Genomic DNA, 21,456 nt, shown 5'->3' with positions numbered 1-21,456 from the left:
GCCGCGCGGTGCGAACGCCACCGCCAGGGCAGCAGGAGACCCGATGATCGAACCGAACGGAACGTCCGCGCGCGCGGAGGCGCCGTTGGCGACCCGTACCAGCGGCACGGTCCGCGTCGTCGGGTCGGGCCTCCTCGGGGCGAGCGTCGGCCACGCCCTCACCGCTCTCGGCGTCGACGTCGTGCTCTCCGACACGTCGCCGTCGCAGCTGCGTCTCGCGATCGACTACGGCGCCGGGCGCGCCGAGCGAGATGACGACCGGCCGTCGCTGATCGTCGTCGCCGTACCGCCGGACGTCGTCGCCGACGTCGTGGAGCGCGAGCTCGCGGCCTACCCGGGCGCCGTGGTCACCGACGTCGCGAGCATCAAGCTCGAGCCGCTGCGGACACTCCGTTCGCGCGGCGTCGACCTCACGCACTACATCGGGTCGCACCCGATGGCCGGACGCGAACGCGGGGGAGCGATCTCCGCGCGCGCCGACATCTTCGTCGGACGCCCGTGGGTGGTGTGCCGCGATGCCGAGACCTCGGCGCACGATCTGTCCCTCGTCGAGGGACTCGCCCTCGACCTGGGCGCGACGCTCATCGAGATGACCCCGGAAGAGCACGACGAGTCCGTCGCGCTGATGTCGCACGTGCCGCAGCTGGTCGCGAGCCTCCTGGCCGGCCGGTTCGTCGAGGCGCCCGACGGGTCCCTGCGCCTCGCGGGACAGGGCGTGCGCGACACCACCCGCATCGCGGCATCCGCCCCCGAACTGTGGGTGCAGATCCTCGGCGCCAACGCGGCTCCCGTGGTCGAAGTGCTCGACCAGCTCGCCTCCGACCTCGGCGACGTGGCCGCCGCACTGCGCGATCCGGACGCCCCCGGCGCCCGCCGCACCGTGGCCGACACCATCCGTCGCGGCAACGAGGGCGTCGAGCGTCTGCCCGGCAAGCACGGGCAGAACCGCCGGTTCGACACCTTCGTCGTCATGGTCGACGACACCTCCGGCCAGCTCGGCCGCCTCTTCGGCGAGCTGGGCGACCTCGACGTCAACGTCGAAGACCTGCGTCTCGAGCACTCGCCGGGGGCCCCCTTCGGCCTGGCCGAGATCAGTGTCGTCCCCGACGCCGTCCGCCGAGCCGTCGACGGGCTCCAGCAGCGCGGATGGCGGATTGCGAGCACCACCCATGACTGAACCCACCATCTTCCGGCCCGGCGTCGTCGCCCCCGCCGAGGGATCGGCATCCGGAGTTCCCGCCGTCGTCGCGATCGACGGTCCCGCCGGCAGCGGCAAGTCGAGCGTCTCGAAGGCCACGGCCGTACGCCTCGGCTACGGATTCCTCGACACCGGGGCCGCCTACCGCGCCCTCGCGTGGCACGCGCTCGAGCACGGCAGCGACACCTCGGATGCCACCGCGGTGCTGGAGGTCTTCGGCGACTTCGACTACGCCATCTCGCTCGACCCGGCCGACCGCTGGGTCCGCGTCGGCGGAACGGACGTCACCGCGGCGATCCGCGAACCGCGCGTGACCGATGCCGTGAGCGGCGTGGCCCGCGTCCCCGCCGTGCGCCAGGCCGTGAACGACCTGTTCCGTCGGCTCGTGGCATCCTCGGGCCTGCGGGGTGTCGTGGTCGAGGGCCGCGACATCACCACGGTCGTGTACCCCGATGCGCCCGTGCGCATCCTTCTGACCGCGGCGCCCGAGGTGCGCGCCGCCCGCCGCAGCGCCGAGCTGACCTCGCAGGACGCCGCCGCGGTCGCGGCAGCGCTGCACAAGCGCGATGCGGCTGATTCCACGGTCGTCGACTTCCTCACCGCCGCCCCCGGCGTGCAGGTCGTCGACTCGACCCACCTCGATTTCGAACAGACCGTCGACGCCGTGCTGAACGTCGTCGACTCCACGATGGGAGCCCGCGATGGGCGTTGACGACGAGTACGAAGGCGGGCCCGACCAGCTCGCCGAGAAGATGGCCGAGCTGGACGAGGTCTTGGCCGAACAGCGCGCGCAAGCGCTGCGCGCGGGCCTCGAGGACTTCGACCTCGACGAGGACGACGCGGCGCTGCTCGCGGGTCTCGCCGGGGGAGAGGACGGGATCGAGTTCCTGCCGGCGCTGCCGGTCGTGGCGATCGTGGGTCGCCCGAACGTCGGTAAGTCGGCGCTGGTGAACCGCATCCTCGGCCGCCGCGAGGCCGTCGTCGAGGACACCCCGGGCGTCACCCGCGACCGCGTGACCTACAAGGCCGAGTGGCTCGACCGCCGGTTCTCGCTGGTGGACACGGGCGGTTGGGAGCCGGACGCGCGCGGAATCGACCGCTCGGTGGCCGCGCAGGCCGAGGTCGCGATCGATCTCGCCGACGTCGTCCTGTTCGTGGTGGATGCCACGGTGGGCGCGACCGCGACCGACGAGCACGTCGTGCGGCTGCTGCGCAAGACCAAGAAGCCCGTGTTCCTCGTGGCGAACAAGGTCGACGACGCCCGCCAGGAGCCCGAGGCCGCGGCCCTGTGGAACCTCGGTCTCGGTGAGCCGCACCCCGTCTCGGCCATCCACGGCCGCGGTGTCGCCGACCTCCTCGACGAGCTCATGAAGGTGCTGCCAGAGATCTCGGCCGTCGCCAAGTACGAGATCGGCGGCCCGCGCCGCGTCGCGATCCTCGGCCGCCCGAACGTGGGCAAGTCGTCGCTGCTGAACAAGGCCGCCGGCGAGGAGCGCGTCGTCGTGAACGAGCTCGCGGGCACCACCCGCGACCCCGTGGACGAGGTCGTCGAGCTCGGCGGCAAGCTCTGGACGCTCGTCGACACCGCCGGCATCCGTCGCCGCGTGCACCTGCAGCAGGGCGCCGACTTCTACGCGTCGCTGCGCACCTCGACCGCCCTGGAGAAGTCCGAGGTGGCCGTCGTCGTGCTCGACGTGTCGCAGTCGATCAGCGTGCAGGACCTCAACATCATCGACCTGGTGCTCGAGTCGGGGCGCGCGCTCGTGCTGGCGTTCAACAAGTGGGACCGCCTGAACGACGACGACATGGAGAACGCCGACCGTCGCCGTTACCTCGAGCGCGAGATCGAGCAGGACCTCGCGCACGTGACGTGGGCGCCGCGCGTGAACATCTCCGCCCGCACCGGTCGTCACCTCGACAAGCTCGTGCCGGCGCTCGAGACGGCGCTGGAGTCGTGGGACCAGCGCATCCCGACGGGCAAGTTCAACGCGTTCCTCGCCGAACTCGTCGCCGAGCACCCGCACCCGCTGCGCGGCGGCAAGCAGCCGCGCATCCTGTTCGGGACGCAGGCGTCGACGCGTCCGCCGACCTTCGTGCTCTTCACCACCGGGTTCCTCGACCCGGGCTACCGCCGGTTCATCCAGCGGCGCCTGCGCGAGATCTACGGTTTCGAGGGCACCCCGATCGTGCTGAACATGCGCATCCGCGAGAAGCGCCAGCGCTGAGTCGCCCCCACGAACGCCCCGGTTCCGGCCGGGGCGTTCGTGTTGTCCGGGGGTCTCGGCATCCCCGGGTTTCCGTCCGCCGGGTGTCCGGGCCGTCACAGTCTGAGAAATTCCTGGGCGCGGAGGCGGTCGGTCGGTAGTGTCCGTGAGGCGGGCGTTCGGCCCGCAGACGCGCATCCGTGGGGGATGCCGAAGGGGGAAGCATCATGTCCAGTTCCGTCAGCGCGCCGCCGCTCGATCAGCCGTACTACGGGGCTCCGCTGAGCGCCGCCGTCCGCCGGTTCTTCGCGAAGTACGCCACGTTCACCGGTCGCGCGAGCCGCAGCGAGTACTGGTGGTGGTGGCTCGTCGCCGCCGTCGTCAACTTCGTGCTGCAGATCCTCGCGCTGGTCACGGGAGGCCTGAAGGCCGGCTCGGACGGCGCCGTCGTCGTCGGCACGGGCCTCGGCATCGTCTTCCTCGTGCTGGTCATCGTCTGGGGGCTCGGGACGATCGTCCCCGGCATCGCGGTGTTGGTGCGGCGCCTGCACGACTCCAACCACAGCGGATTCTGGGTCTTCATCGGTCTGGTGCCGCTCGTCGGCGGTCTCATCCTGTTCATCTTCACGCTGCTCGGACCGAACCCCCAGGGTGCTCGCTTCGACCGGTAGTCCGTCGCGCGTCGTGCCGGGCGGCGGCCGGGGTCGCTGACGCGGGAGCCGCGAGACTGCATCCACCTGACGTCGCCATTGCACACTGCAGTGGAATCGTCGGGGGGATGCAGTCTCGCCGTTCCGGCCGGGGTTTTCGCGGCGGACGGCGGCGTGTGACACGCGGGGCGTCTCGCGGGCTGTGGCTGTGCCAGGCTGGGGAGGATGACGATCCAACCCCCCGCCCCCGGTGAGCCGCGGCGTCCGCACGGACCCCGCGATCCCGGCGACGCCTGGGTCGAAGCGCCCACGGGCGAGCGCTACTGGGGACGTTTCGGCGCCGCAGGGCTGCTCGCCGTCGACGCTCAGCGCGGCGTGCTGCTGCAGCACCGCGTCTCGTGGAGCCACTTCGGCGACACGTGGGCCCTTCCCGGTGGCGCGCGGCACCAGGGCGAATCCGCCCGCGACGGCGCGCTGCGCGAGTCAGCGGAGGAAGCGGGGGTCCCCGTGGATGCCGTGCAACCTCGGTTCGAGAGCGTCCTCGACCTCGGCATCTGGTCGTACTCGACGCTCGTCGCCGACGTGACGACACCGTTCGAGCCGGTCATCAGCGACCCCGAGAGCGTGGCCCTGGAGTGGGTGCCGGTCGACGAGGTGGCATCCCGCCCCCTCCACCCCGGGTTCGCTTCCGCGTGGCCGATGTTGCGCGACGCGCTGTCGGTGCGACCCGCGGTGATCGTCGACGTCGCGAACGTCGTGGGGTCGGTGCCCGACGGATGGTGGAAGGACCGCGCCGGGGCCGCGTCGCGATTGCTGGCGCAGCTCTCGCGGCTCGCGATCGACGGGGTGGATGCCGAGCACCTCGGTCTCGCGGCGACGCGCTGGTTCCCGTTCGTGTCGGCGGTGCTCGAGGGCGACGCGCGGGCGGCGGACGTGGACGCGGACCAGGTGGGCGTGTTCCGGGCTGCGGGTTCGGGCGACGACGAGATCGTCGCCGTCGCGCGGAAGCTCGTGGCGTCGTGGAACCCCGTGATCGTCGTGACCAGCGACCGCGGGCTCGCGGCGCGCGTCGAGGAGCTCGGCGCGTCGGTGCGCGGGGTGCGGTGGCTGCGGGAGCAGTTGGACTGAGGCCGGCGACGTCGGCTCAGTGGTTCGCGCGGGGTGAGTTGCACGCCCGGGATCGTGGGTGAGGTTGTGCGGATCGCTGGTGTTGTGCGGCCTCAGTCGAGGTCGCGCCCGCGGAGCTTCTCGATCTCGCGGCGGTCGCGCTTCGTGGGGCGTCCGGCGCCGCGGTCGCGGACGGGCACGAAGGGGGTGCTCTCGCGGGGCGGCGGCGGGGGAGTGCGGTCGTCGGCAGCCTCGGCGACGAGGGCGGCGCCGACACGCTTCGCGATGGTCTTCTTCACCACCAGGATGCGGTCAAAACCCTGGATCCGCACGCGCAGCTCATCGCCCGGGCGGACCGGCTGGGCGGCCTTCGCGCGCTCGCCGTTGACGCGCACATGACCCGCGCGGCACGCCGTGGTCGCGGCGGACCGGGTCTTGTAGACGCGGATGGCCCACAGCCACGCGTCGACGCGCGCGGTGGGCGTGGCATCCGTCATCGAGGCTCCTTCGGGGAACCTCCATCGTAGGTGGGGGGATCAGTCGCGGAGCGTGAGGGACACGAGCGCGCGGTCGGGCTGGGGGCGGTCGACCACGGTGAACCCCGCGTCTTCGAAGATCGACACCGTGCCGAGGTAGAGGTCGTTCACCGGGATCTTCGCCGCGGACGGGTCGCGCGGATACCCCTCGACGACGCGCGCGCCGCCCTCGCGGGCGGCGTCGACGGCGGCATCCAGCAGGTCGCGCATCAGCCCGCCACCGCGGTGGGCCTTGCGGACGACGAAGCACGTGACCGCCCAGACGCGGTCGTCGTCGAGCGGTTCGGTCGTGGAACCGGTGACGTTGCGTGTGCGGGCGAGTCGAGGCTGGGCCGTCCGCGGGCCGACACGCACCCACCCGGCCGGTTCGCCATCGACGTAGGCGATGAGTCCGGGTGGCAGGTCGCCGTCGAGTTCGGCGCGGAACATCTCGGTGCGGTCGGCGACCGACGCGTCCTTCCACGGACCGTTCGGCAGCAGCCACCACTGGCACTGGCACTCGGGGCCGTCGCCGCTGTCGAGCGCGGTCTCGGCGTCGTCGAAGCGGTCACCGGTCGCGGGGAGGATCTCGATAGCCATGCGGCGACCGTAGCGAGGGGGTCGGTCACGGGCAAGGGATGCCGCGGGGGTTGCGGTTCTGTACGCGCACACGCCCGGGGCGGCGCTGGTTCGCGGGACGTGCGCGGAGCGGGTAAGATAATCGAGTTGCCCGCTCGCGGGCGACGGGATGTGGCGCAGCTTGGTAGCGCACTTGACTGGGGGTCAAGGGGTCGCAGGTTCAAATCCTGTCATCCCGACAGTTGAGGCCCGGATCCCCGCGGAAATGCGGGGGTCCGGGCCTCTTGTCGTCGGTGGGTTCCTGCCGCGGGACGAAGTGGGCGGTCGGGCTGATCCGGGCTCATCCGAAGTCTTCGCCCCGCCAGCATCGCGTGGATGTCAAACGACACATTGCCGTATCCCCGCTCGTTGTCTGACCGCGGGCGCCATCGCAGTCACCCGCAGGGAGTCAGGGGCGCTGGTCAGCCGATCTTCACCCAGGTACCGCACCTGTTCGTCTCGAAGTCCTGTCCCTGGTTGATCGTCACCGTGAGCACGCCTGTTGCCCCGAGGTCGTTCTGCACGATGTCGTCGTAGTTGGTGCCCGACGTGTACACCGCCCAGTAGCAGCGGGAGTTCGTGTTCTCCGTGCGGTAAGTGCCAGCCTCCATCGAGACGCCGACCGTGTACTTGCCACCGGTCAGCGACGTCTGCTTCACGAAGTTCTCCTTCGCGGTGATCGCGTCTTCGCGCCCCTTCACCGCCGCCTCGCGGTCACCGACAGATTTCTCTGCTGCGGCTACGGTCTGCTCACGCTGCGTGAGCTCCGTCTGCGGCACAAGGTTCTTTACGGCGCGGTCGCGATCGGACTCGGCCCGGGCGAGGCTCGATTCGAGCTTCGAGATCGTCTCCGACTGCTGAATTCCTCGCTGGCGCAGCACCTCCCAGTTCGCTGCGTTCTGCGCCGCGATGCTGGTTGCGACAACGGTTCCGACGATGCCCAGGATGGCGATCACAGCGACAGTGACCACCCCGGCGCGCACTCTGAGCGGCGCCAGGTGCCACATGCGCTTCACCCCGGGCTTCGGTGGAACGACGGCGGGCTCGGTGCTGCTCGTGGGCGCGCTCATTGTCGTTCTCTTTTCGATGGTGCCCGCGTCCCCCAATGGGCGGGCGTCGCCTCACGATAGCGACATCGTTTCGATCCTGCGGAACGCGATACCGAACCGTGACGCGTGTGCAGGCTCGCCGTCCGTCCGTCGCGATCCGTCGGGGCGTGGGTCCGCCTCAGGGGAACGACACCCGCACCAGCGGCCTGGCCTCGACCCACTCCTCCAGCGGTGGGAAAGCCGGCCGCGAGGAGCGACCGGCGTAACTACGACACCAGCCTCGGTCGGTTCACGCAGATGGATCCCACTGGTCAGGAGGCCAACACGTACATCTACGGGAGCCCCAACCCGATCAACGGATCCGATCCCAGTGGGACTAGGTGGGTGTCCGCAGCCCTCGAGTACGGAGCCGCCGCCGTCGATGCCTGGATGAACGGCACCACAATCGGAGAGGCATTGTCCGGCAGCTTGGGCTGGAACGATGTCGGCCCGAGCATCGTCGGAGGCCTCACCGGTGCAGCTTGTTTGCTGGCGTGACCGCTTCGGCCACCCTCACAGCAGGCGGGACGGCGCTTCTCGGGCTTGGATGCGCTGGATTCGGGGGGCTCGCCGGGAGAACCGCAGGAGGTGTGTTCTACGGTGAGTGGTGATGCCCCTGGTTAAGGGACGGATTCTCTTGTACACCGCACTGCTGACGTTGCCGATGGCTATGGCGGTAACGGGTTTCATCTTCCTCGTGGTCGGCATCAAGACCGTAGGCGCCGCCGGAGACATGCAAACGGTCCTAGCTCCCGTTCTTGGTGGCTCGGCTCTCCTGCTCATCGCAGTCGCCACTGCTGTGGTGGTGATTCGGAACGAACGCAAGCAGTACCGCGAAATGATGGCAGGTGTAGCGCGAGACGAGGAACCGGAGTGATCTGTCGGACGGCCCACGATCTCGATTCCGCGAGCAGCGCGCCACACGGCGTATCGCCCCTTGCGTCCGCAGAAAGCCGCGGCTCCCGGGTTCGTTTCGACGGAGGGGCGGGCCTGTAAGCGAGAAGGGCGGTGTAGTCGAACAGGTGTGAGCACAGGGCGACAGCGTGAGGAAACACGCGAACCTGACCCGGGAGTCCATCACCCACGCGAACCGCGAAACGCGATCGCTATCCGACCGTCGTCGTATGGAAACACCGCGCGGTTCTACTGGACTGCATGGACAACGCGTCAGCCCTTGCACCGGTGGATCGTGACCGGGTCTCGACCCGTGTCAGCCTAGCTCTCCTCGGCGTCCGCAGCGACGCCCCCGTGCGCCGCACGGGTGGAGCGGGTCCCAGCGATGACGGTCACTTCGTCGTCGACGGGGAGGGGGCGGCGATCCCCCTCAACCCGAACAGTCCGTACGTGGTCACGGCGGCCGGCCGGCTGACGCGCGACGGCGCCGACCTCGGGTTCGACGTCGCGCCGGTCGTGCGGCCCCGGTTCTACGATCTCGAGACGGCCGAGGGAGTGGCCTACGACAAGATCGCAAAGCTGCACGGGAAGAACGTCCTCGCCACGACCGTCGTGCAGACGTGCGTGCGGTACGACGAGAGCGAGCGCTGCCGGTTCTGCGCGATCGAGGCGTCGCTCGACGCCGGCACGACCATCGCGGTCAAGACGCCGGCGATGCTCGCGGAGGTGGCCGAGGCCGCGGTGCGCCTGGACGGTGTGACGCACATGGTCATGACGACCGGTACATCCAACGGCTGGGACCGCGGCGCCAAGCATCTCGCCCGCTGCGTGCGTGCGGTGAAGGCCGCCGTTCCTCAGCTCGAGATCCAGGTGCAGTGCGAGCCGCCCGCCGATCTCCAGGCCATCACCGACCTCTACGACGCGGGCGCCCGGTCCATCGGCATCCATGTCGAATCCATGGACGACGACGTGCGTCGGCGATGGATGCCGGGGAAATCCCGCGTCAGCATGGACGAGTACCGTGCCGCGTGGCGTGAAGCGGTGCGGGTATTCGGCTGGAACCAGGTGTCGACGTACCTGATCGTCGGAATGGGGGAGGACCCCGACGAAGCCGTGGAGGGCGCCCGCGAGCTCATCGAGATGGGCGTGTACCCCTTCGTCGTCCCCTTCCGTCCGCTCAAGGGCACGCTCGCGACCGACATCGACAAGGTCCCGGCCCCGCATCGCGCGGTCGTCGACGACATCACCTCGCGCGTGGCAGGGCTCCTCCACGCGGCGGGGATGCGCGGCGAGGACCAGCGCGCGGGCTGCGCCGCGTGCGGGGCGTGCAGCATCCTCAAGACGGCGGGCGCGTGATGTTCGACGTGCCGGTGCTCACCGGTTCGCGCGCGCGGCTCGAGGTGCCGGCGTGGGAGATCCACGTCGCGGACGACGCCCGGACGCGGGCCTACCGCGCACTGCGGCGTGACGTCTTCGTCGACGAGCAGGGGCTCTTCGACGCGAACGACCACGACGACATCGACGACGATCCGCGCACCGTGGTGCTGGTCGCGGTGACTCCGGCGGGAGACGTCCTGGGCGGTGTGCGGCTCGCCCCCGCGACGACGCGCGACATCGGATGGTGGACGGGAAGTCGTCTCGCGGTGCGGCGCGGCGCGCGCCACGCCGGGGGCATCGGATCCGCCCTGGTGCGCGCGGCGTGCCGCGAGGCCGTGGCCCGCGGGGTCGTGAGATTCGAAGCGACCGTGCAGGACCGCAACGAGCCGCTCTTCCGGCACCTCGGGTGGGAGCGCTGGGGCGAGACCACAGTCGCGGGGGCGCCGCACGTGCGGATGCGGTGGCCCATCGACCGGTTCGCAGCCCTCGTGCGGGCGACGAAGAACCCCCTCGGGGAGGTGCTGTCGGGGATCCGCGACGATCACCCCGACGGTCTCGGCGGCGCCGGCTGGATCGGTGACGACGGCGCTCTCGTCTCGGGCACCGACGTCGTCGTGGCCACCGACGCGATCCTCCCCGCCCTCATCGACAAGGACCCGGAGTGGGCCGGCTGGTGCGGGGTTCTCGTCAACGTCAACGATCTGTCGGCGATGGGCGCGCACGCGGTGGGCCTCATGGATGCCGTGTCGGCACCCACCGCGTCGGCGGTCCGTCGCATCGTCTCGGGCCTGCGGAGCGCCGCCGTGGCGTGGGGCGTCCCGATCCTCGGCGGACACACCCAATGGGGAGGTGCGTCGTCGCTCGCGGTCACGGCGATCGGTCGGACGGCCCACCCCGTGCCCGGGGGAGGAGGGAGGCCCGGCCAGAGTTTGGGCCTCACGGTCGACCTGCACGGACGTTGGCGGCGCGGGTTCGAGGGCCGCCAGTGGGATTCGACCTCCACCCGCACCGGCGCCGAGCTCCGCCATCTCGCGGGCGTCATTCCGGAGCATCGCCCCGCGGCGGCGAAAGACGTCAGCATGGCCGGGATCATCGGGACGGCGGCGATGCTCGCCGAGGCATCCGGCACCGGCGCGCGCATCGACGTGGCCGAGGTCCCCGCCCCCGACGCCGCCGCGTTCGGCGACTGGCTCACCTGCTTCCCGGGCTTCGGCATGCTCACCGCGGACGCCCCGCCGATCTCCTCGCCGCTCGCGACGTCGTCGACGATCGGCGCGCTCACCGGTGCTCCCGGGGTGGTGCTGCGGTGGCCCGACGGCGTCGAGACCGTCGCCGTCGACGCCGGTGCCACCGGCCTCGGCCAGGCGTAACGCAACCTCATTCCGGCAGAAACCAATTCGAAACATCCCGCCGCGATTCTGATACCAGAACGCGCTCCATCCCCGGCTCCACCGACGTGAAGGACACGACCATGACCACCGACATCGACGCTCAGATCGCCGAGAACATCGCCAAGTCGCTCGGCGAGGTGCCCCACCCGGCCCTCCCGAAGGGCAGCAACATCTACGGCTCGACCAAGCTCTTCCCCGACTTCCAGGCCGAGGACGGCGAGACCTACTTCACGCTCATTCACGGCATCCCGCACGAGTCCTCGGTCAGCTTCGTCGCAATCCTCCAAGCGACGCGGGCTCTGCGCAAGGGCTTCGAATCGGCGATCTACCTCTACGGCCCCGGCACGCTGGCCGCGACCGCCAACCGCGGCTTCCCGACCACGGGCGACGCGGGCTTCCCCGGCGAACTGAACATGAACAACTCGCTCGAGACGTTCATCAAGGAGGGCGGCACGGTCTACTGCTGCCGCTTCGGTCTCGCGCTCCACGGCATCCGGGAAGAGGACCTCATCGAGGGCGTCATCCCCGCGCACCCGCTCGACGTGCAGGACGCGCTCATCTACTACGCGCGCAAGGGCGCGATCATCAACTCGACCTACAACCTCTGAGGCCCGCCATGTCGATCACCGTCGCCTCCGTCTCGGCGAATTTCACCCGGGATCTGGAGCAGAACTACGCGCTCATCGCCGATCTGGTGGCCGAGGCGCGGGCCGCGGGAGTGTCGCTCCTGGCGTTCCCCGAGGCCGCGATCGGCGGGTACCTCTCGTCGCTCGGCAACCACGGCGACACGATCAAGACCACGACGAAGTCGATGCCGCCCGCCATCCGGCTCGACGGCCCCGAGATCGCCCGCGTGCAGGAGCTCGTCGGCGACATGATCGTCACGATCGGGTTCTGCGAGCTGGCCGACGACGGCGAGACGCGGTACAACGCCGCGGTATGCCTGGACGGCGAGAACATCTACGGCTCGTACCGCAAGGTGCATCAGCCGCTGGGCGAGAACATGTCGTACTCGGCCGGCGACACCTACCAGGCGTTCGACACCCCCGTCGGACGTGTGGGGATGCAGATCTGCTACGACAAGGCATTCCCCGAGGCCGCGCGCATGCTCGCCCTCGACGGTGCCGAGATCGTCGTCAGCATGTCGGCCTGGCCGGCGGCCCGCACCGCGACCGCGGAGAACCTGCAGGACGACCGGTGGACCTACCGGTTCAACCAGTTCGACATCGCGCGCGCCCTCGACAACCAGGTGTTCTGGATGGCATCCAATCAGTCGGGCACCTTCGGGTCGCTGCGGTACGTCGGCAACGCGAAGGTCGTCGACCCGGGCGGCAACATCCTCGCCACGACCCTGCTCGGGACCGGGCTCGCGATCGCCGAGATCGACATCGAGGACACCTTCCGGGCGATGCGCGGGGGGATGTTCCACCTGCGCGACCGCCGCCCCGACGTCTACGGCCCGGTCGCCGAGACCACCGGCGCGCACGTCGAGGGATGGAAGGAGCTGGCCCGTGCCTGAGATGCGCTTCGCCGTCCGCTGGCCCGACGGTGCCGAGTCGTCGCACTACTCACCGAGCCTGGTGATGCACGACTACCTCTCGACGGGGGAGAGCTACGGCGTGGTCGACTTCGTCGCGCGCTCGAGCGAAGCCCTGGATGCCGCGGGCGAACGCGTGCGCGCCGCGTACGGCTTCGCGTGCACATCGGCGATGGCCTCGCGCGACGAGATCGTCCGGACGGCGGCCGCCTACGGCGCCGGCGAGGTCACGGTGCTCCGCATGGAACCGCCGCTTCCGGAGGTGGCGTCGTGATCCCCGTCGAGCTCCGGGCAGGAGACCACTATCCCGCCGTCATCGTGGGCGGCGGGCAGGCCGGCCTCTCGGTCAGCTGGCATCTCGTGCAGGCGGGCGTGGAGCACGTGGTCATCGAACGGGAGTCGGCGGCGCACGAATGGCGCGACGGCCGCTGGGACAACTTCACCCTCGTGACCCCCAACTGGCACTGCCGCCTCCCCGGCTACGCGTACGACGGTCCCGACCCCGACGGGTTCATGACCCGCGACGAGGTCTACGCCTGGGTGCGCGGCTACGCCGACAGCTTCGACACGCCCCTCGCCGAGGGCGTGGAGGTGCGGCGGGTGGACCGCCGCGACGACGGGGTCTTCGTCGTGCAGACCAGCGTGGGGGAGATCACCGCCGACGCCGTGACCTCGGCGACCGGGGGATACCACCGGCCGATCACCCCGTCGTGGGCCGGCGCTCTGCCCGATCGGATCGTGCAGATGCACTCCCACCACTACCGCAACGCCGGGCAACTGCCGGGCACGGTGCTCGTGGTGGGCACCGGGCAGTCGGGGACGCAGATCGCCGAGGACCTCCACCTCGAGGGGCGCCGCGTGCATCTCGCCGTGGGGCGCGCCCCGCGCGTGGCGCGGTTCTACCGAGGACGCGACTGCATGACGTGGCTCGCCGACATGGGCGTCTACGACGTACCGGCGGGTGCGCAGGCCGCGGCGAAACGCGCCGCGACCAATCACTACGTCACCGGCCGCGACGGGGGGCGCGACATCGACCTGCGTCTGTTCGCGGCGCAGGGGATGGGCCTCCACGGGCGGGCGATCGGCATCACCGACGGCACTCTCGCCTTCGACGAAACGCTGGCGGCCAACCTCGACCACGCCGACTCGGTGGCCGAGTCGATCAAGAACGACATCGACGCCTACATCGCCCGCCAGGGGATCGACGCCCCGACCGAGGAGCGCTACCGACCGGTGTGGGCGCCCGACGGGGGTCCGACGACGCTCGACCTCGACGACGTCGACGCCGTCGTCTGGGCGATCGGCTTCCGCGCGGACTGGTCGTGGCTCGGCGACCTCGGCGTGCTCGACGTGAGCGGCCACCCCCTGCACGAGCGGGGGATCACTGCGGTGTCGGGATTCTCGTTCGTCGGGCTGCCCTGGCTGCACACGTGGGGGTCGGGTCGCTTCCACGCGATCGCCCGGGATGCCGAACATGTCGCCGCCTCGATCGTCGCGGCGTCGCGGGACGTCCTCGCGGTGCGCTGAGCGGCTACCGCGTACTCTCGGGGAATGGCATCCGTCACGATGGCTGCGGTGGCGGCCCATTTCGGTCGCGACGTCGAACGCACGCTCGCCAAACTCCCCGGCATCGTCGAGGACGCCCGCGGGCGCGGGGTCGACCTGCTCGTGCTCCCGGATGCCACGATCGGCGGCTACCTGCTCGACCTCCACCACCCGGTGGAGGAAGGCGACGGCATCCCGCACTCGGTCGAGATCGACGGGCCCGAGACGGCGGCGATCATCGCCCTGGCCGGCGATATGACGGTGTGCTTCGGGATCGCCGAACGCGCGGTCGAGAACGGTCGGGAGCGGCGTTACAACACCGCGGTGTGCGTCACCGGGGACGGCGTGCTCGGCGTGCATCGCAAGGTGCACCTGCCGCTGGGGGAATCCGACGTGTACGCCGCGGGCGAGGAGTTCCGCGCGTTCGACACCCCGGTCGGACGCATCGGCATGCTCATCGACTTCGACAAGACCTTCCCCGAGGCGGCGAGGTCGGTGGCGCTGGACGGCGCGGAGATCATCGCGTGCCTGAGCGCGTGGCCGGCCAGCGTCACCGATCGCTCCGACCGCATCCGCAACGACCGCCAGGCGCACCTGTTCGACCTGTACGACTGCGCGCGCGCCGCCGAGAACCAGGTCTACCTGGTGTCGTCGAATCAGACGGGCGTCCTCGGCGGACTGCGGTTCCTCGGCCAGGCGAAGGTCGTCGACCCCGCGGGCGAGATCGTCGCCAAGACCTGGGCGAAAGGCGGCCTCGCCGTCGCCGAGGCCGACGTCTCCGCCGACGTCGCCCGCGCGCGACGCTCGCTCAACCACCTCGCCCAGCGTGCCGAGCACGCCTACCGGCTGACCGCACCGGCGTAGACCGCCCGCAGCCGCGGAAAGGACGATCATGCGCATCGCGCAGCTGACCTACTCCACCAAACCCCGCGGCGGGGTCGTGCACACCCTGGCGCTCGCCGAGGCGCTCGCCGCGCGTGGCCACGACGTCGAGGTGTGGACGCTCGGGCGCGGCGACGACGCGGCGTTCTTCCGTCCGGTCGACCCGCGGGTGCACGTTCGCGTGGTGCCGTTTCCTCCGCGTGACGGCGAGGGCGTGGGCGAGCGCATCGAACGGTCGATCGAGCTCCTGGCCGCCGCCCTCGACACCGCGGCGGACGTCGTCCACGCGCAGGACTGCATCTCGGCGAACGCGGCGCTGCGCCGTGGCATCCCGGTCGTCCGGACGATCCATCACCTCGACGCGTTCACGACCCCGCAACTCGTCGCCTGCCATGACCGCGCCGTGATCGAGCCGGTGGCTCGCCTGTGCGTCTCGCACGCGGTCGCGCGGGAGGTGGAGCGCGACTACGGCGTGCGTCCCGCGGTCATCGCGAACGGGGTGGATGCCGAGCGCTTCGGCGCCGCTGCCGGCGTCGACGGGGATGCGGGACGCGCGCGGTGGGCGTCGCAGCTCGGCGACTACATCCTTGCACTCGGGGGCATCGAACCGCGCAAGGGCTCGATCGACCTGCTCGAGGCCTACGCCGCGGTGCGGACCACGCGCCCCGACGTCCGGCTGGTGTTCGGGGGCGGGGAGACGCTCTTCGACTACCGCGACTACCGCGCGCGGTTCGAGACGCGGGCAGCGGAGCTCGGCATCGAGCCCGCGGTCCTGGGACCCGTCGACGACGACGCCCTGCCCTCCCTCGTCGCCGCGGCCCGCGCCCTGGCGTTCGTTTCGACGAAGGAGGGCTTCGGTCTCGCCGCGATGGAGGCTCTCGCGGCATCCGTCCCCGTCGTGGCGCGCGATCTGCCGGTGATCCGCGAGGTGTTCGGCGACACCGTGCTCTACGCCTCGACCCCGACGGAGATCGCCGAGCGGTTCGACGCGCTCCTCGGCGGTGGCGCCCCGACGGACACCCCGGCGGGGGTCGCCCTCGCCCGCGCGCACACGTGGGACCGCGCCGCGCGCGCGCACGAGGAGTTCTACGCGCGCCTGCCGATCGGCGGCCCCTGATGCCGACGCGCACCTTCTCGGCGATCCTCGCCGCCCGGGCCGCGGCCGACCCCGACGAGCCGATCGTCGTCGATGCGGAAGGAACGATGACGGCGGGGGAGTTGGATGCCGCTGCGTCGACGCTCGCGCACACGCTCGTCGACCGCGGTGTCCGGCAGGACGACCTCGTATCGGTGTCGCTCCCGAACGGCCGCGACATGGTGACGGCCTGCTTCGGGATCTGGCGGGCGGGGGCCACCCCGCAGCCGCTGTCGAGCGACCTCACTCCGTCGGAGCGGGCCGAGCTCGAGTCGCTCGCTCGCCCGGCCACCGCGATCGGCGCGCAGCCCTCGTCGGATCGCGTCGTCTGGCTTCCCGATCTGCGCCTGCCCGCGCGGACCGGCCCGCTTCCCGACCTGGCGGCGTCGTGTTGGAAGGCGCCGGCGAGCTCGGGATCGACGGGGCGACCGAAGATCGTGCGCGCGGCAGCACCCGCGACCCTCGACCCGTCGCGACCCGTCGCCGAGTTCCTGCCCCGGAGGGCGACGCAGATCGTCGCCGGGCCGCTCTGGCATTCCGCGGTCTTCACGTACGCGTTCCGCGGTCTGCTCACGCAGCATCGCCTGGTGATCCTCGACCGCTTCGACGCGGCTCGCTGGATCGACGCGGTCGAGGCGAATCGAGCCACGTGGGGACTGCTCGTACCGTCGATGATGGCACGGTTGTTGCGCCTCCCACCCGAGGTGCGCGCGGTCGAGCGGGTCGCGAGCATCGAGAGCGTGCTGCATATGGGCGCGCCGTGCGCCCCGGCCCTCAAGAGCGCGTTCCTCGACTGGATCGGGCCCGAGCGCGTCGACGAGGTGTACGCCGGCAGCGAGTCCAACGGCCTCACCCGCATCACCGGCACGGAATGGCGGGAGCGCCCGAGGAGCGTGGGGCGACCCATCGCAGGAACGGAGATCCGCGTCCGCACCGAGGATGGCACCGACGTCTCCGCCGGCGAGAGCGGTCTGGTGTGGATGCGACGGGGCGACGCGGCGGCGTACTCGTACGTGGGCGCGTCATCACGCCGTGACGACGACGGGTGGGACACGCTGGGCGACATCGGACACGTGGATGCCGACGGCTATCTGTTCCTGCACGACCGGGCGGACGACATCATCAACCGCGGCGGCGACAAGATCGCTCCCGCCCTGGTCGAGGCCGCGCTGGAGGCCCACCCCGCGGTGGAGGAAGCCGTGGCGTTCGGCGTTCCCGACGACGACCTGGGGCAGGTCGTGCACGCCGCGGTCCGCCTCTCCGACGCGGAAGCCCTTCCGCTCGTCCTGGCGGAGGCTCGGGCCGGGCTCGGCCGGCGGGCGCCCGTCGCCCTCCACCTGTGGCCGACGCCGTTACGGAACGCCGCGGGGAAGGTGCGGCGGTCGGCGCTCGCCGCGCGCATCGGTGGCGGCGGGGACGACGCGCTGACGAGCGACCGCTGAGGGGCGCGACGCGCGTGCTCGTGCGCGTCCCCCGGTGGCGATCGCGGCATCCATGTCTCGTTCCTACCCTCCGGGGAGCATCCACGAGAACCGGCGCGACGCGCGTCGTCATGTGGCGAGGTGGCGCAGGAACGCCTCGGTCGCGTCCAGGCATCGACGAGATCACGGGACTCGCGGAGCTGACCCACGACGCGCGGAACAACCGCATGCGCGCGATCTGAGTGCCCGACGCGTCAGTGAGCCTCGGTGGCCGACTCGGAGCCGCCCTCGAGCCGTCCCCGGATGACCGCCGTGATCTCGGCGAGCGCGTCGAGCTGCGCCGGAGTGAGGGCATCGACGACGAGTCGTCGCGCCGTCTCGATGTGCCGCGGGGTCGCGCGGATGAGGTCGCGGCGGCCGTCCGCGGTGAGGCGGACATCGGTCGCGCGCCGATCCTCCGCGGAGGCGAACCGCTCGACGAGTCCGCGCTTCTCCAACCGCGCGCACACGTGCGAGAGGCGGGGGAGGGTGGATGCCGTCTCCGCGGCGAGCGCGGACATGCGGAGCGTCTGCTCGGGAGCGAACCGGAGCACCGTGAGCACGGTGAACTCGAAGTGGGTCAGTCGCGAGTCGCGCTGGAGCTGTGCGTCGAGCGCGGCCGGCAGGAGCTGGCTGACGGTGACCAGCCCCACCCACGCCGCCGACTCTTCGGGGGTCATTCGGGGTGCCTGGAATACCACGCGTCCATCCTAAGTTAGTTGTAGCGACAACCAATCTCCCGAGCGGTTGCGACGACACGGACACAGGGAGCTCCTCGTGGATCAGGCATCGACACACTCAGCCCCGTCGTGGAGCGCGCCGGCCGTGCCGACTCCCGGCGCGGCGCCGGACGGCACGCGCATGGACACCGTCGAGCTGCTCGTCAGCGACCTCGACGCGATGACCGACTTCTACCGGCGCGCGGTGACGCTCGACGTCCTCGACCAGACCGGAGCCACCGCGACCCTCGGGCGCGGCGGTCTCGCGTCGATCGTGCTGCGGCAGGAGAAGGACCTGCCGGGCCGCGACAGTCGCGGCGCGGGGCTCTACCACACCGCCATCGTGTTCCAGGATCAGGCGCGGCTCGCTTCCGCCCTGGCATCCATGGCCCAGCACGCCGGGCAGTTGTACGAAGGCTCCGCCGACCACCTCGTCAGTGAGGCGTTCTACTTCCACGATCCCGAGGGCAACGGACTCGAGCTCTACCGCGATCGCCCGCGCGACGAGTGGACGGTCCACGCCGACGGCCGGGTGCAGATGGGGGCGGAGTTCCTCGACCCGAACCAGTTCCTCCAGCGCTGGTACGACCCCGAGGCCGGAGAGGACGGGACGGATGTCACCGCCGCCATCGGACACGTGCACCTCCAGGTGGGCGACATCCCCACGGCGCGCCGCTTCTACCAGGGCATCCTCGGGTTCGACGTGACCGCGGACCTGGGTTCGGCGCTGTTCCTCTCCGCCGGCGGGTATCACCATCACCTCGGCATGAACACGTGGCACAGCGCCGGCGCCGGGCCCCGCGCCGCGACCCTGGGGCTCGGCGACGTGCGCATCCTCGTGCCCACCCGCGACGACGTCGAGGCGTTCGCCGAACGCGTGCGCGACCACGGCATCGCCGCGGCCGACGACGGTCGCACCCTGCGCCTCACCGACCCGTGGGGGACGCGCCTCGCGATCGCCCCCGAACTCGGGTGACGCCCGGCCGCGCCGCGGCTAGTGCGCGCGCGTGACGCGGGTCGAGCGTCCCCGGGTGATCGCAAGGGCGACGACGGCGACGACGGCTGCCGCGACCATGACGATCGCCAAGGGCGCCGCGGTGTCCTCGCCGCCGACGCCCACGAGCGGGGAGACCAGGGCGGCGAGTCCGAACTGCAGGGCGCCGAGCACCGCCGAGGCGCTCCCGGCGACCTGGGGGACCGCGCCGAGAGCCAACGCGGTCGCGTTGCCGAACACCAGGCCGAGCGACCCGATCGCCGTGAGCAGCGGAACCGCGAGCCACAACGCGGGCGCGCCCGAGAAGACGAGGATGGCGAACGCGATCGTCGAGGCCGTCACGAGCGCGAGCCCGAGCGTCAGCACGCTTTCGACCGACCGGGTCGCGGTGAGCTTGGACGACAGCACGCTCACGGCCATGAGCGCGAGCGCGTTCAGGCCGAACAGGAGCCCGTAGCCGACGGTGTCGAGCCCGAGCATGTTCTGGTACACGAACGGGGATGCCGAGATGTACGCCATCATCACCGCGAACCCGAAGGCGAACACCATCGTGTAGCCCAGGAACGCCCGCGATCGCAGCGCGCGCAGGGGCGACCCGGAGGCGGCACGCTCGGCGCGCAGCGCGTCGCGGCGCGTCCGCAGGTGCGTCTCCCGCACGACCACCAGCACGGAGACGAACATCGCGACCGACAGTCCGAGGACGATCCCCAGGAGCCCTCGCCAGCCGAGCGGCCCGGTGAGCAGTCCGCCCAGGAGCGGGGCAACGACCGGGGCGACGCCGCCGACGAGCATCATGAGCGAGAACGCGCGGGCGGCGGACTTCCCGGTGGCGAGGTCGGAGATGACGGCACGGCCGATGACCATGCCGGCCGCGCCGCCGAGACCCTGGAACAAGCGCGCGGCGATGAGGACGCCGACATTCGGCGCGAAGACGGCGACCACGCTCGCCACGACGCAGAGCGCGGCTCCGAACACGAGGGGCGGCACGCGACCGAATCGGTCGGAGAGCGGGCCGAAGACGAGCTGGCCGGCGGTCACGCCGACGAGGAAGGCGGTCAGCGTGAGCTGGACGGCCGTCGCGGACGCCGTCAGGTCGGTGGTCATCTGCGGGAAGGCCGGGAGGTACAGGTCGGTCGCGAACGGGGCGACAGCGCTCAGGAGGCCGAGGACGAGCAGGAGAGGCGTCGTGATGTCTCTCGACGGCGAGGAGGAGGCGGCCGCGGGGATGCGGAGGGAGGCGGTGTTCGTCGTCATAGTTATGAAAGCATAACTGAATTCTCCCCGATGGTACAGTGGCCCGGTGCAGCCCGCGGTCTCCGATGGTGTCCTCGCCGCGTTCGCCGACGTCGTCATGCGTATCGCGCGTGAGATCGATCCGAACGGTCCCCACGGACTCGACATCGTTCCGCTCACCGGGACCGAAGCGCTCGTGATGCGGTGGGTGCACCACAATCCGGGCACCTCGCCGAGCGCCGTGGCCGAGGCCACCGCGCTGCAGCGCAGCAACTGCAGCGTCGCGCTCCGCTCGCTGGTGGCGAAAGGCATGATCGAACGCCAGACGGCACCCGACGACGCGCGGGCGGTCCGCCTGCTCCCGACCCCTCTCGCCGACCGGAGCGTGGAGAAGCTGCACGCCTACTGGGCCGAGCGTCTGCGCGCCGCCCTCGACGACGACCAGAAGGGGTTCGCGGATGCCGCCGAGCTCCTGATCCGCGTCGAGGACGGGCTGCGCCGCCACCCCGCGGCACCCGTCTCGGACTGAACCGGTTCCTCGGCGCCTCGCGCGGGTGTTACGTCCGGCTACGCCGCGGATCGCCCGCACCCACGGCATCCCGTAGCTTCATCTCACCGAATCCCTCGAAGGCAGGTGAAGCCATGTCCCGCACGATCTCGTCGACAGTCCACCCGATCCAGCGCTGCATGGCATCCGCCAACCCGAGCGCCTGGTGGGACGGTCTGGTCGTCGCCGCCGACGGCGCCGGCGTGTCCCTCGCCCTGCTCGACGGATCGACCGTGCGCCTGCGGGTCGTCGGCCCGTCCGCCGACATCGCGGTGGGGGAGCCCGTGGCCTACCACCCGGTCGCGGAACTGCTCAGCGCGACGGCGGTCGTCACGACCGCTCGCGTGGCCTGAACGCGAAGC

General features: G+C 71.1%; 24 protein-coding genes and 1 tRNA gene. 20 read left to right on the top strand and 5 right to left on the bottom strand.

Going from position 1 to position 21,456, the window contains the following annotated elements; translation table 11 throughout:
* Nucleotides 1–43 precede the first annotated feature (43 nt).
* From CSIV_RS17705 to CSIV_RS17685, 5 genes are all read left to right on the top strand, one after another.
* On the top strand, nt 44–1,177 hold the full coding sequence (locus CSIV_RS17705; protein ID WP_077052606.1) for a prephenate dehydrogenase: 1,134 nt from the start codon (nt 44–46) through the stop codon (nt 1,175–1,177).
* Nucleotides 1,170–1,910 carry a (d)CMP kinase gene (cmk, locus tag CSIV_RS17700; protein ID WP_083735208.1) on the top strand — a complete coding sequence of 247 codons (741 nt, stop codon included), beginning with the start codon at nt 1,170–1,172 and terminating at the stop codon, nt 1,908–1,910. The genes CSIV_RS17705 and cmk overlap by 8 nt, the downstream gene beginning before the upstream one ends.
* Entirely contained in the window at nt 1,900–3,423 is a 1,524-nt protein-coding gene (gene der / locus CSIV_RS17695; RefSeq protein ID WP_077052605.1) for a ribosome biogenesis GTPase Der, read from the top strand. The genes cmk and der overlap by 11 nt, the downstream gene beginning before the upstream one ends.
* Nucleotides 3,424–3,629: 206 nt before the next feature.
* Complete coding sequence (locus tag CSIV_RS17690; protein ID WP_077052604.1) at nt 3,630–4,073, top strand: DUF805 domain-containing protein; 444 nt, start codon at nt 3,630–3,632, stop codon at nt 4,071–4,073.
* Between the two features lie 204 nt (nt 4,074–4,277).
* Nucleotides 4,278–5,180 (top strand): NUDIX hydrolase, encoded by a 903-nt coding sequence (locus CSIV_RS17685; protein WP_077052603.1) that lies wholly within the window; start codon nt 4,278–4,280, stop codon nt 5,178–5,180.
* 92 nt (nt 5,181–5,272) lie between these two features.
* On the opposite strand, the gene CSIV_RS17680 is transcribed toward CSIV_RS17685, so the two are convergent.
* Together CSIV_RS17680 and CSIV_RS17675 are read right to left on the bottom strand one after the other, a co-directional pair.
* Nucleotides 5,273–5,656 (bottom strand): RNA-binding S4 domain-containing protein, encoded by a 384-nt coding sequence (locus CSIV_RS17680; protein WP_077052602.1) that lies wholly within the window; start codon nt 5,654–5,656, stop codon nt 5,273–5,275.
* Nucleotides 5,657–5,695: 39 nt separating this feature from the next.
* Nucleotides 5,696–6,274 carry a GNAT family N-acetyltransferase gene (locus CSIV_RS17675; RefSeq protein WP_077052601.1) on the bottom strand — a complete coding sequence of 193 codons (579 nt, stop codon included), beginning with the start codon at nt 6,272–6,274 and terminating at the stop codon, nt 5,696–5,698.
* Between the two features lie 144 nt (nt 6,275–6,418).
* On the opposite strand from CSIV_RS17675, the gene CSIV_RS17670 reads away from it, so the two are divergent.
* Nucleotides 6,419–6,492, top strand: a tRNA-Pro gene (locus CSIV_RS17670).
* Between the two features lie 222 nt (nt 6,493–6,714).
* Here the strand turns inward: CSIV_RS17670 and CSIV_RS17665 are convergent.
* Nucleotides 6,715–7,362 carry a hypothetical protein gene (locus CSIV_RS17665; protein ID WP_077052600.1) on the bottom strand — a complete coding sequence of 216 codons (648 nt, stop codon included), beginning with the start codon at nt 7,360–7,362 and terminating at the stop codon, nt 6,715–6,717.
* A gap of 105 nt (nt 7,363–7,467) precedes the next feature.
* Here CSIV_RS17665 and CSIV_RS17660 point away from each other — a divergent pair, with 105 nt between their 5' ends.
* The 11 genes from CSIV_RS17660 (at nt 7,468) to CSIV_RS17610 (ending at nt 17,583) form a co-directional block, all read left to right on the top strand.
* Complete coding sequence (locus tag CSIV_RS17660; protein WP_337192222.1) at nt 7,468–7,878, top strand: RHS repeat-associated core domain-containing protein; 411 nt, start codon at nt 7,468–7,470, stop codon at nt 7,876–7,878.
* A gap of 112 nt (nt 7,879–7,990) precedes the next feature.
* Nucleotides 7,991–8,257, top strand: coding sequence for a hypothetical protein (locus CSIV_RS17655; protein WP_139340751.1), 267 nt, complete (start codon nt 7,991–7,993; stop codon nt 8,255–8,257).
* 278 nt (nt 8,258–8,535) lie between these two features.
* On the top strand, nt 8,536–9,630 hold the full coding sequence (locus CSIV_RS17650; protein ID WP_077052597.1) for an MSMEG_0568 family radical SAM protein: 1,095 nt from the start codon (nt 8,536–8,538) through the stop codon (nt 9,628–9,630).
* Nucleotides 9,600–11,021 carry an MSMEG_0567/sll0787 family protein gene (locus CSIV_RS17645; RefSeq protein ID WP_238592400.1) on the top strand — a complete coding sequence of 474 codons (1,422 nt, stop codon included), beginning with the start codon at nt 9,600–9,602 and terminating at the stop codon, nt 11,019–11,021. The genes CSIV_RS17650 and CSIV_RS17645 overlap by 31 nt, the downstream gene beginning before the upstream one ends.
* 101 nt (nt 11,022–11,122) lie before the next feature.
* Nucleotides 11,123–11,650: an MSMEG_0572/Sll0783 family nitrogen starvation response protein gene (locus tag CSIV_RS17640; RefSeq protein ID WP_077052596.1), complete on the top strand. Its 528-nt coding sequence runs from the start codon at nt 11,123–11,125 to the stop codon at nt 11,648–11,650.
* Between the two features lie 8 nt (nt 11,651–11,658).
* Nucleotides 11,659–12,561 carry a carbon-nitrogen hydrolase family protein gene (locus CSIV_RS17635; protein ID WP_077052595.1) on the top strand — a complete coding sequence of 301 codons (903 nt, stop codon included), beginning with the start codon at nt 11,659–11,661 and terminating at the stop codon, nt 12,559–12,561.
* A gap of 1 nt (nt 12,562) precedes the next feature.
* Nucleotides 12,563–12,853 carry an MSMEG_0570 family nitrogen starvation response protein gene (locus tag CSIV_RS17630; RefSeq protein WP_202400966.1) on the top strand — a complete coding sequence of 97 codons (291 nt, stop codon included), beginning with the start codon at nt 12,563–12,565 and terminating at the stop codon, nt 12,851–12,853.
* Entirely contained in the window at nt 12,850–14,106 is a 1,257-nt protein-coding gene (locus CSIV_RS17625) for an MSMEG_0569 family flavin-dependent oxidoreductase (RefSeq protein ID WP_083735207.1), read from the top strand. The genes CSIV_RS17630 and CSIV_RS17625 overlap by 4 nt, the downstream gene beginning before the upstream one ends.
* 24 nt (nt 14,107–14,130) lie before the next feature.
* Entirely contained in the window at nt 14,131–14,988 is an 858-nt protein-coding gene (locus CSIV_RS17620; RefSeq protein ID WP_077052593.1) for a carbon-nitrogen hydrolase family protein, read from the top strand.
* A gap of 28 nt (nt 14,989–15,016) precedes the next feature.
* On the top strand, nt 15,017–16,123 hold the full coding sequence (locus tag CSIV_RS17615; protein WP_077052592.1) for an MSMEG_0565 family glycosyltransferase: 1,107 nt from the start codon (nt 15,017–15,019) through the stop codon (nt 16,121–16,123).
* Entirely contained in the window at nt 16,123–17,583 is a 1,461-nt protein-coding gene (locus tag CSIV_RS17610; protein WP_077052591.1) for an AMP-binding protein, read from the top strand. The genes CSIV_RS17615 and CSIV_RS17610 overlap by 1 nt, the downstream gene beginning before the upstream one ends.
* 233 nt (nt 17,584–17,816) lie before the next feature.
* Here CSIV_RS17610 and CSIV_RS17605 read toward each other — a convergent pair whose 3' ends face one another.
* A complete protein-coding gene (locus tag CSIV_RS17605; protein ID WP_077052590.1) occupies nt 17,817–18,281 on the bottom strand; it encodes a MarR family winged helix-turn-helix transcriptional regulator in 465 nt (154 codons plus the stop codon).
* Nucleotides 18,282–18,462: 181 nt separating this feature from the next.
* Here CSIV_RS17605 and CSIV_RS17600 point away from each other — a divergent pair, with 181 nt between their 5' ends.
* Nucleotides 18,463–19,296, top strand: coding sequence for a VOC family protein (locus CSIV_RS17600; protein ID WP_077052753.1), 834 nt, complete (start codon nt 18,463–18,465; stop codon nt 19,294–19,296).
* An 18-nt stretch (nt 19,297–19,314) separates the two neighbouring features.
* On the opposite strand, the gene CSIV_RS17595 is transcribed toward CSIV_RS17600, so the two are convergent.
* Nucleotides 19,315–20,568: a multidrug effflux MFS transporter gene (locus tag CSIV_RS17595; RefSeq protein WP_077052589.1), complete on the bottom strand. Its 1,254-nt coding sequence runs from the start codon at nt 20,566–20,568 to the stop codon at nt 19,315–19,317.
* A 46-nt stretch (nt 20,569–20,614) separates the two neighbouring features.
* On the opposite strand from CSIV_RS17595, the gene CSIV_RS17590 reads away from it, so the two are divergent.
* Together CSIV_RS17590 and CSIV_RS17585 are read left to right on the top strand one after the other, a co-directional pair.
* Nucleotides 20,615–21,076, top strand: a complete 462-nt coding sequence (locus tag CSIV_RS17590) for a MarR family winged helix-turn-helix transcriptional regulator (protein WP_238592399.1) — start codon at nt 20,615–20,617, stop codon at nt 21,074–21,076.
* Nucleotides 21,077–21,189: 113 nt separating this feature from the next.
* The gene (locus CSIV_RS17585) at nt 21,190–21,447 is read left to right on the top strand and encodes a nuclease (RefSeq protein ID WP_077052588.1); all 258 of its coding nucleotides are present in this window, start codon (nt 21,190–21,192) and stop codon (nt 21,445–21,447) included.
* Nucleotides 21,448–21,456 lie beyond the last annotated feature (9 nt).

The organism is Microbacterium sp. CSI-V (assembly GCF_001984105.1).
Taxonomy (GTDB): domain Bacteria; phylum Actinomycetota; class Actinomycetes; order Actinomycetales; family Microbacteriaceae; genus Microbacterium.
The sequence above is the reverse complement of the archived record's forward strand: the minus strand, read 5'-3'. Positions and strand labels throughout refer to the sequence as shown.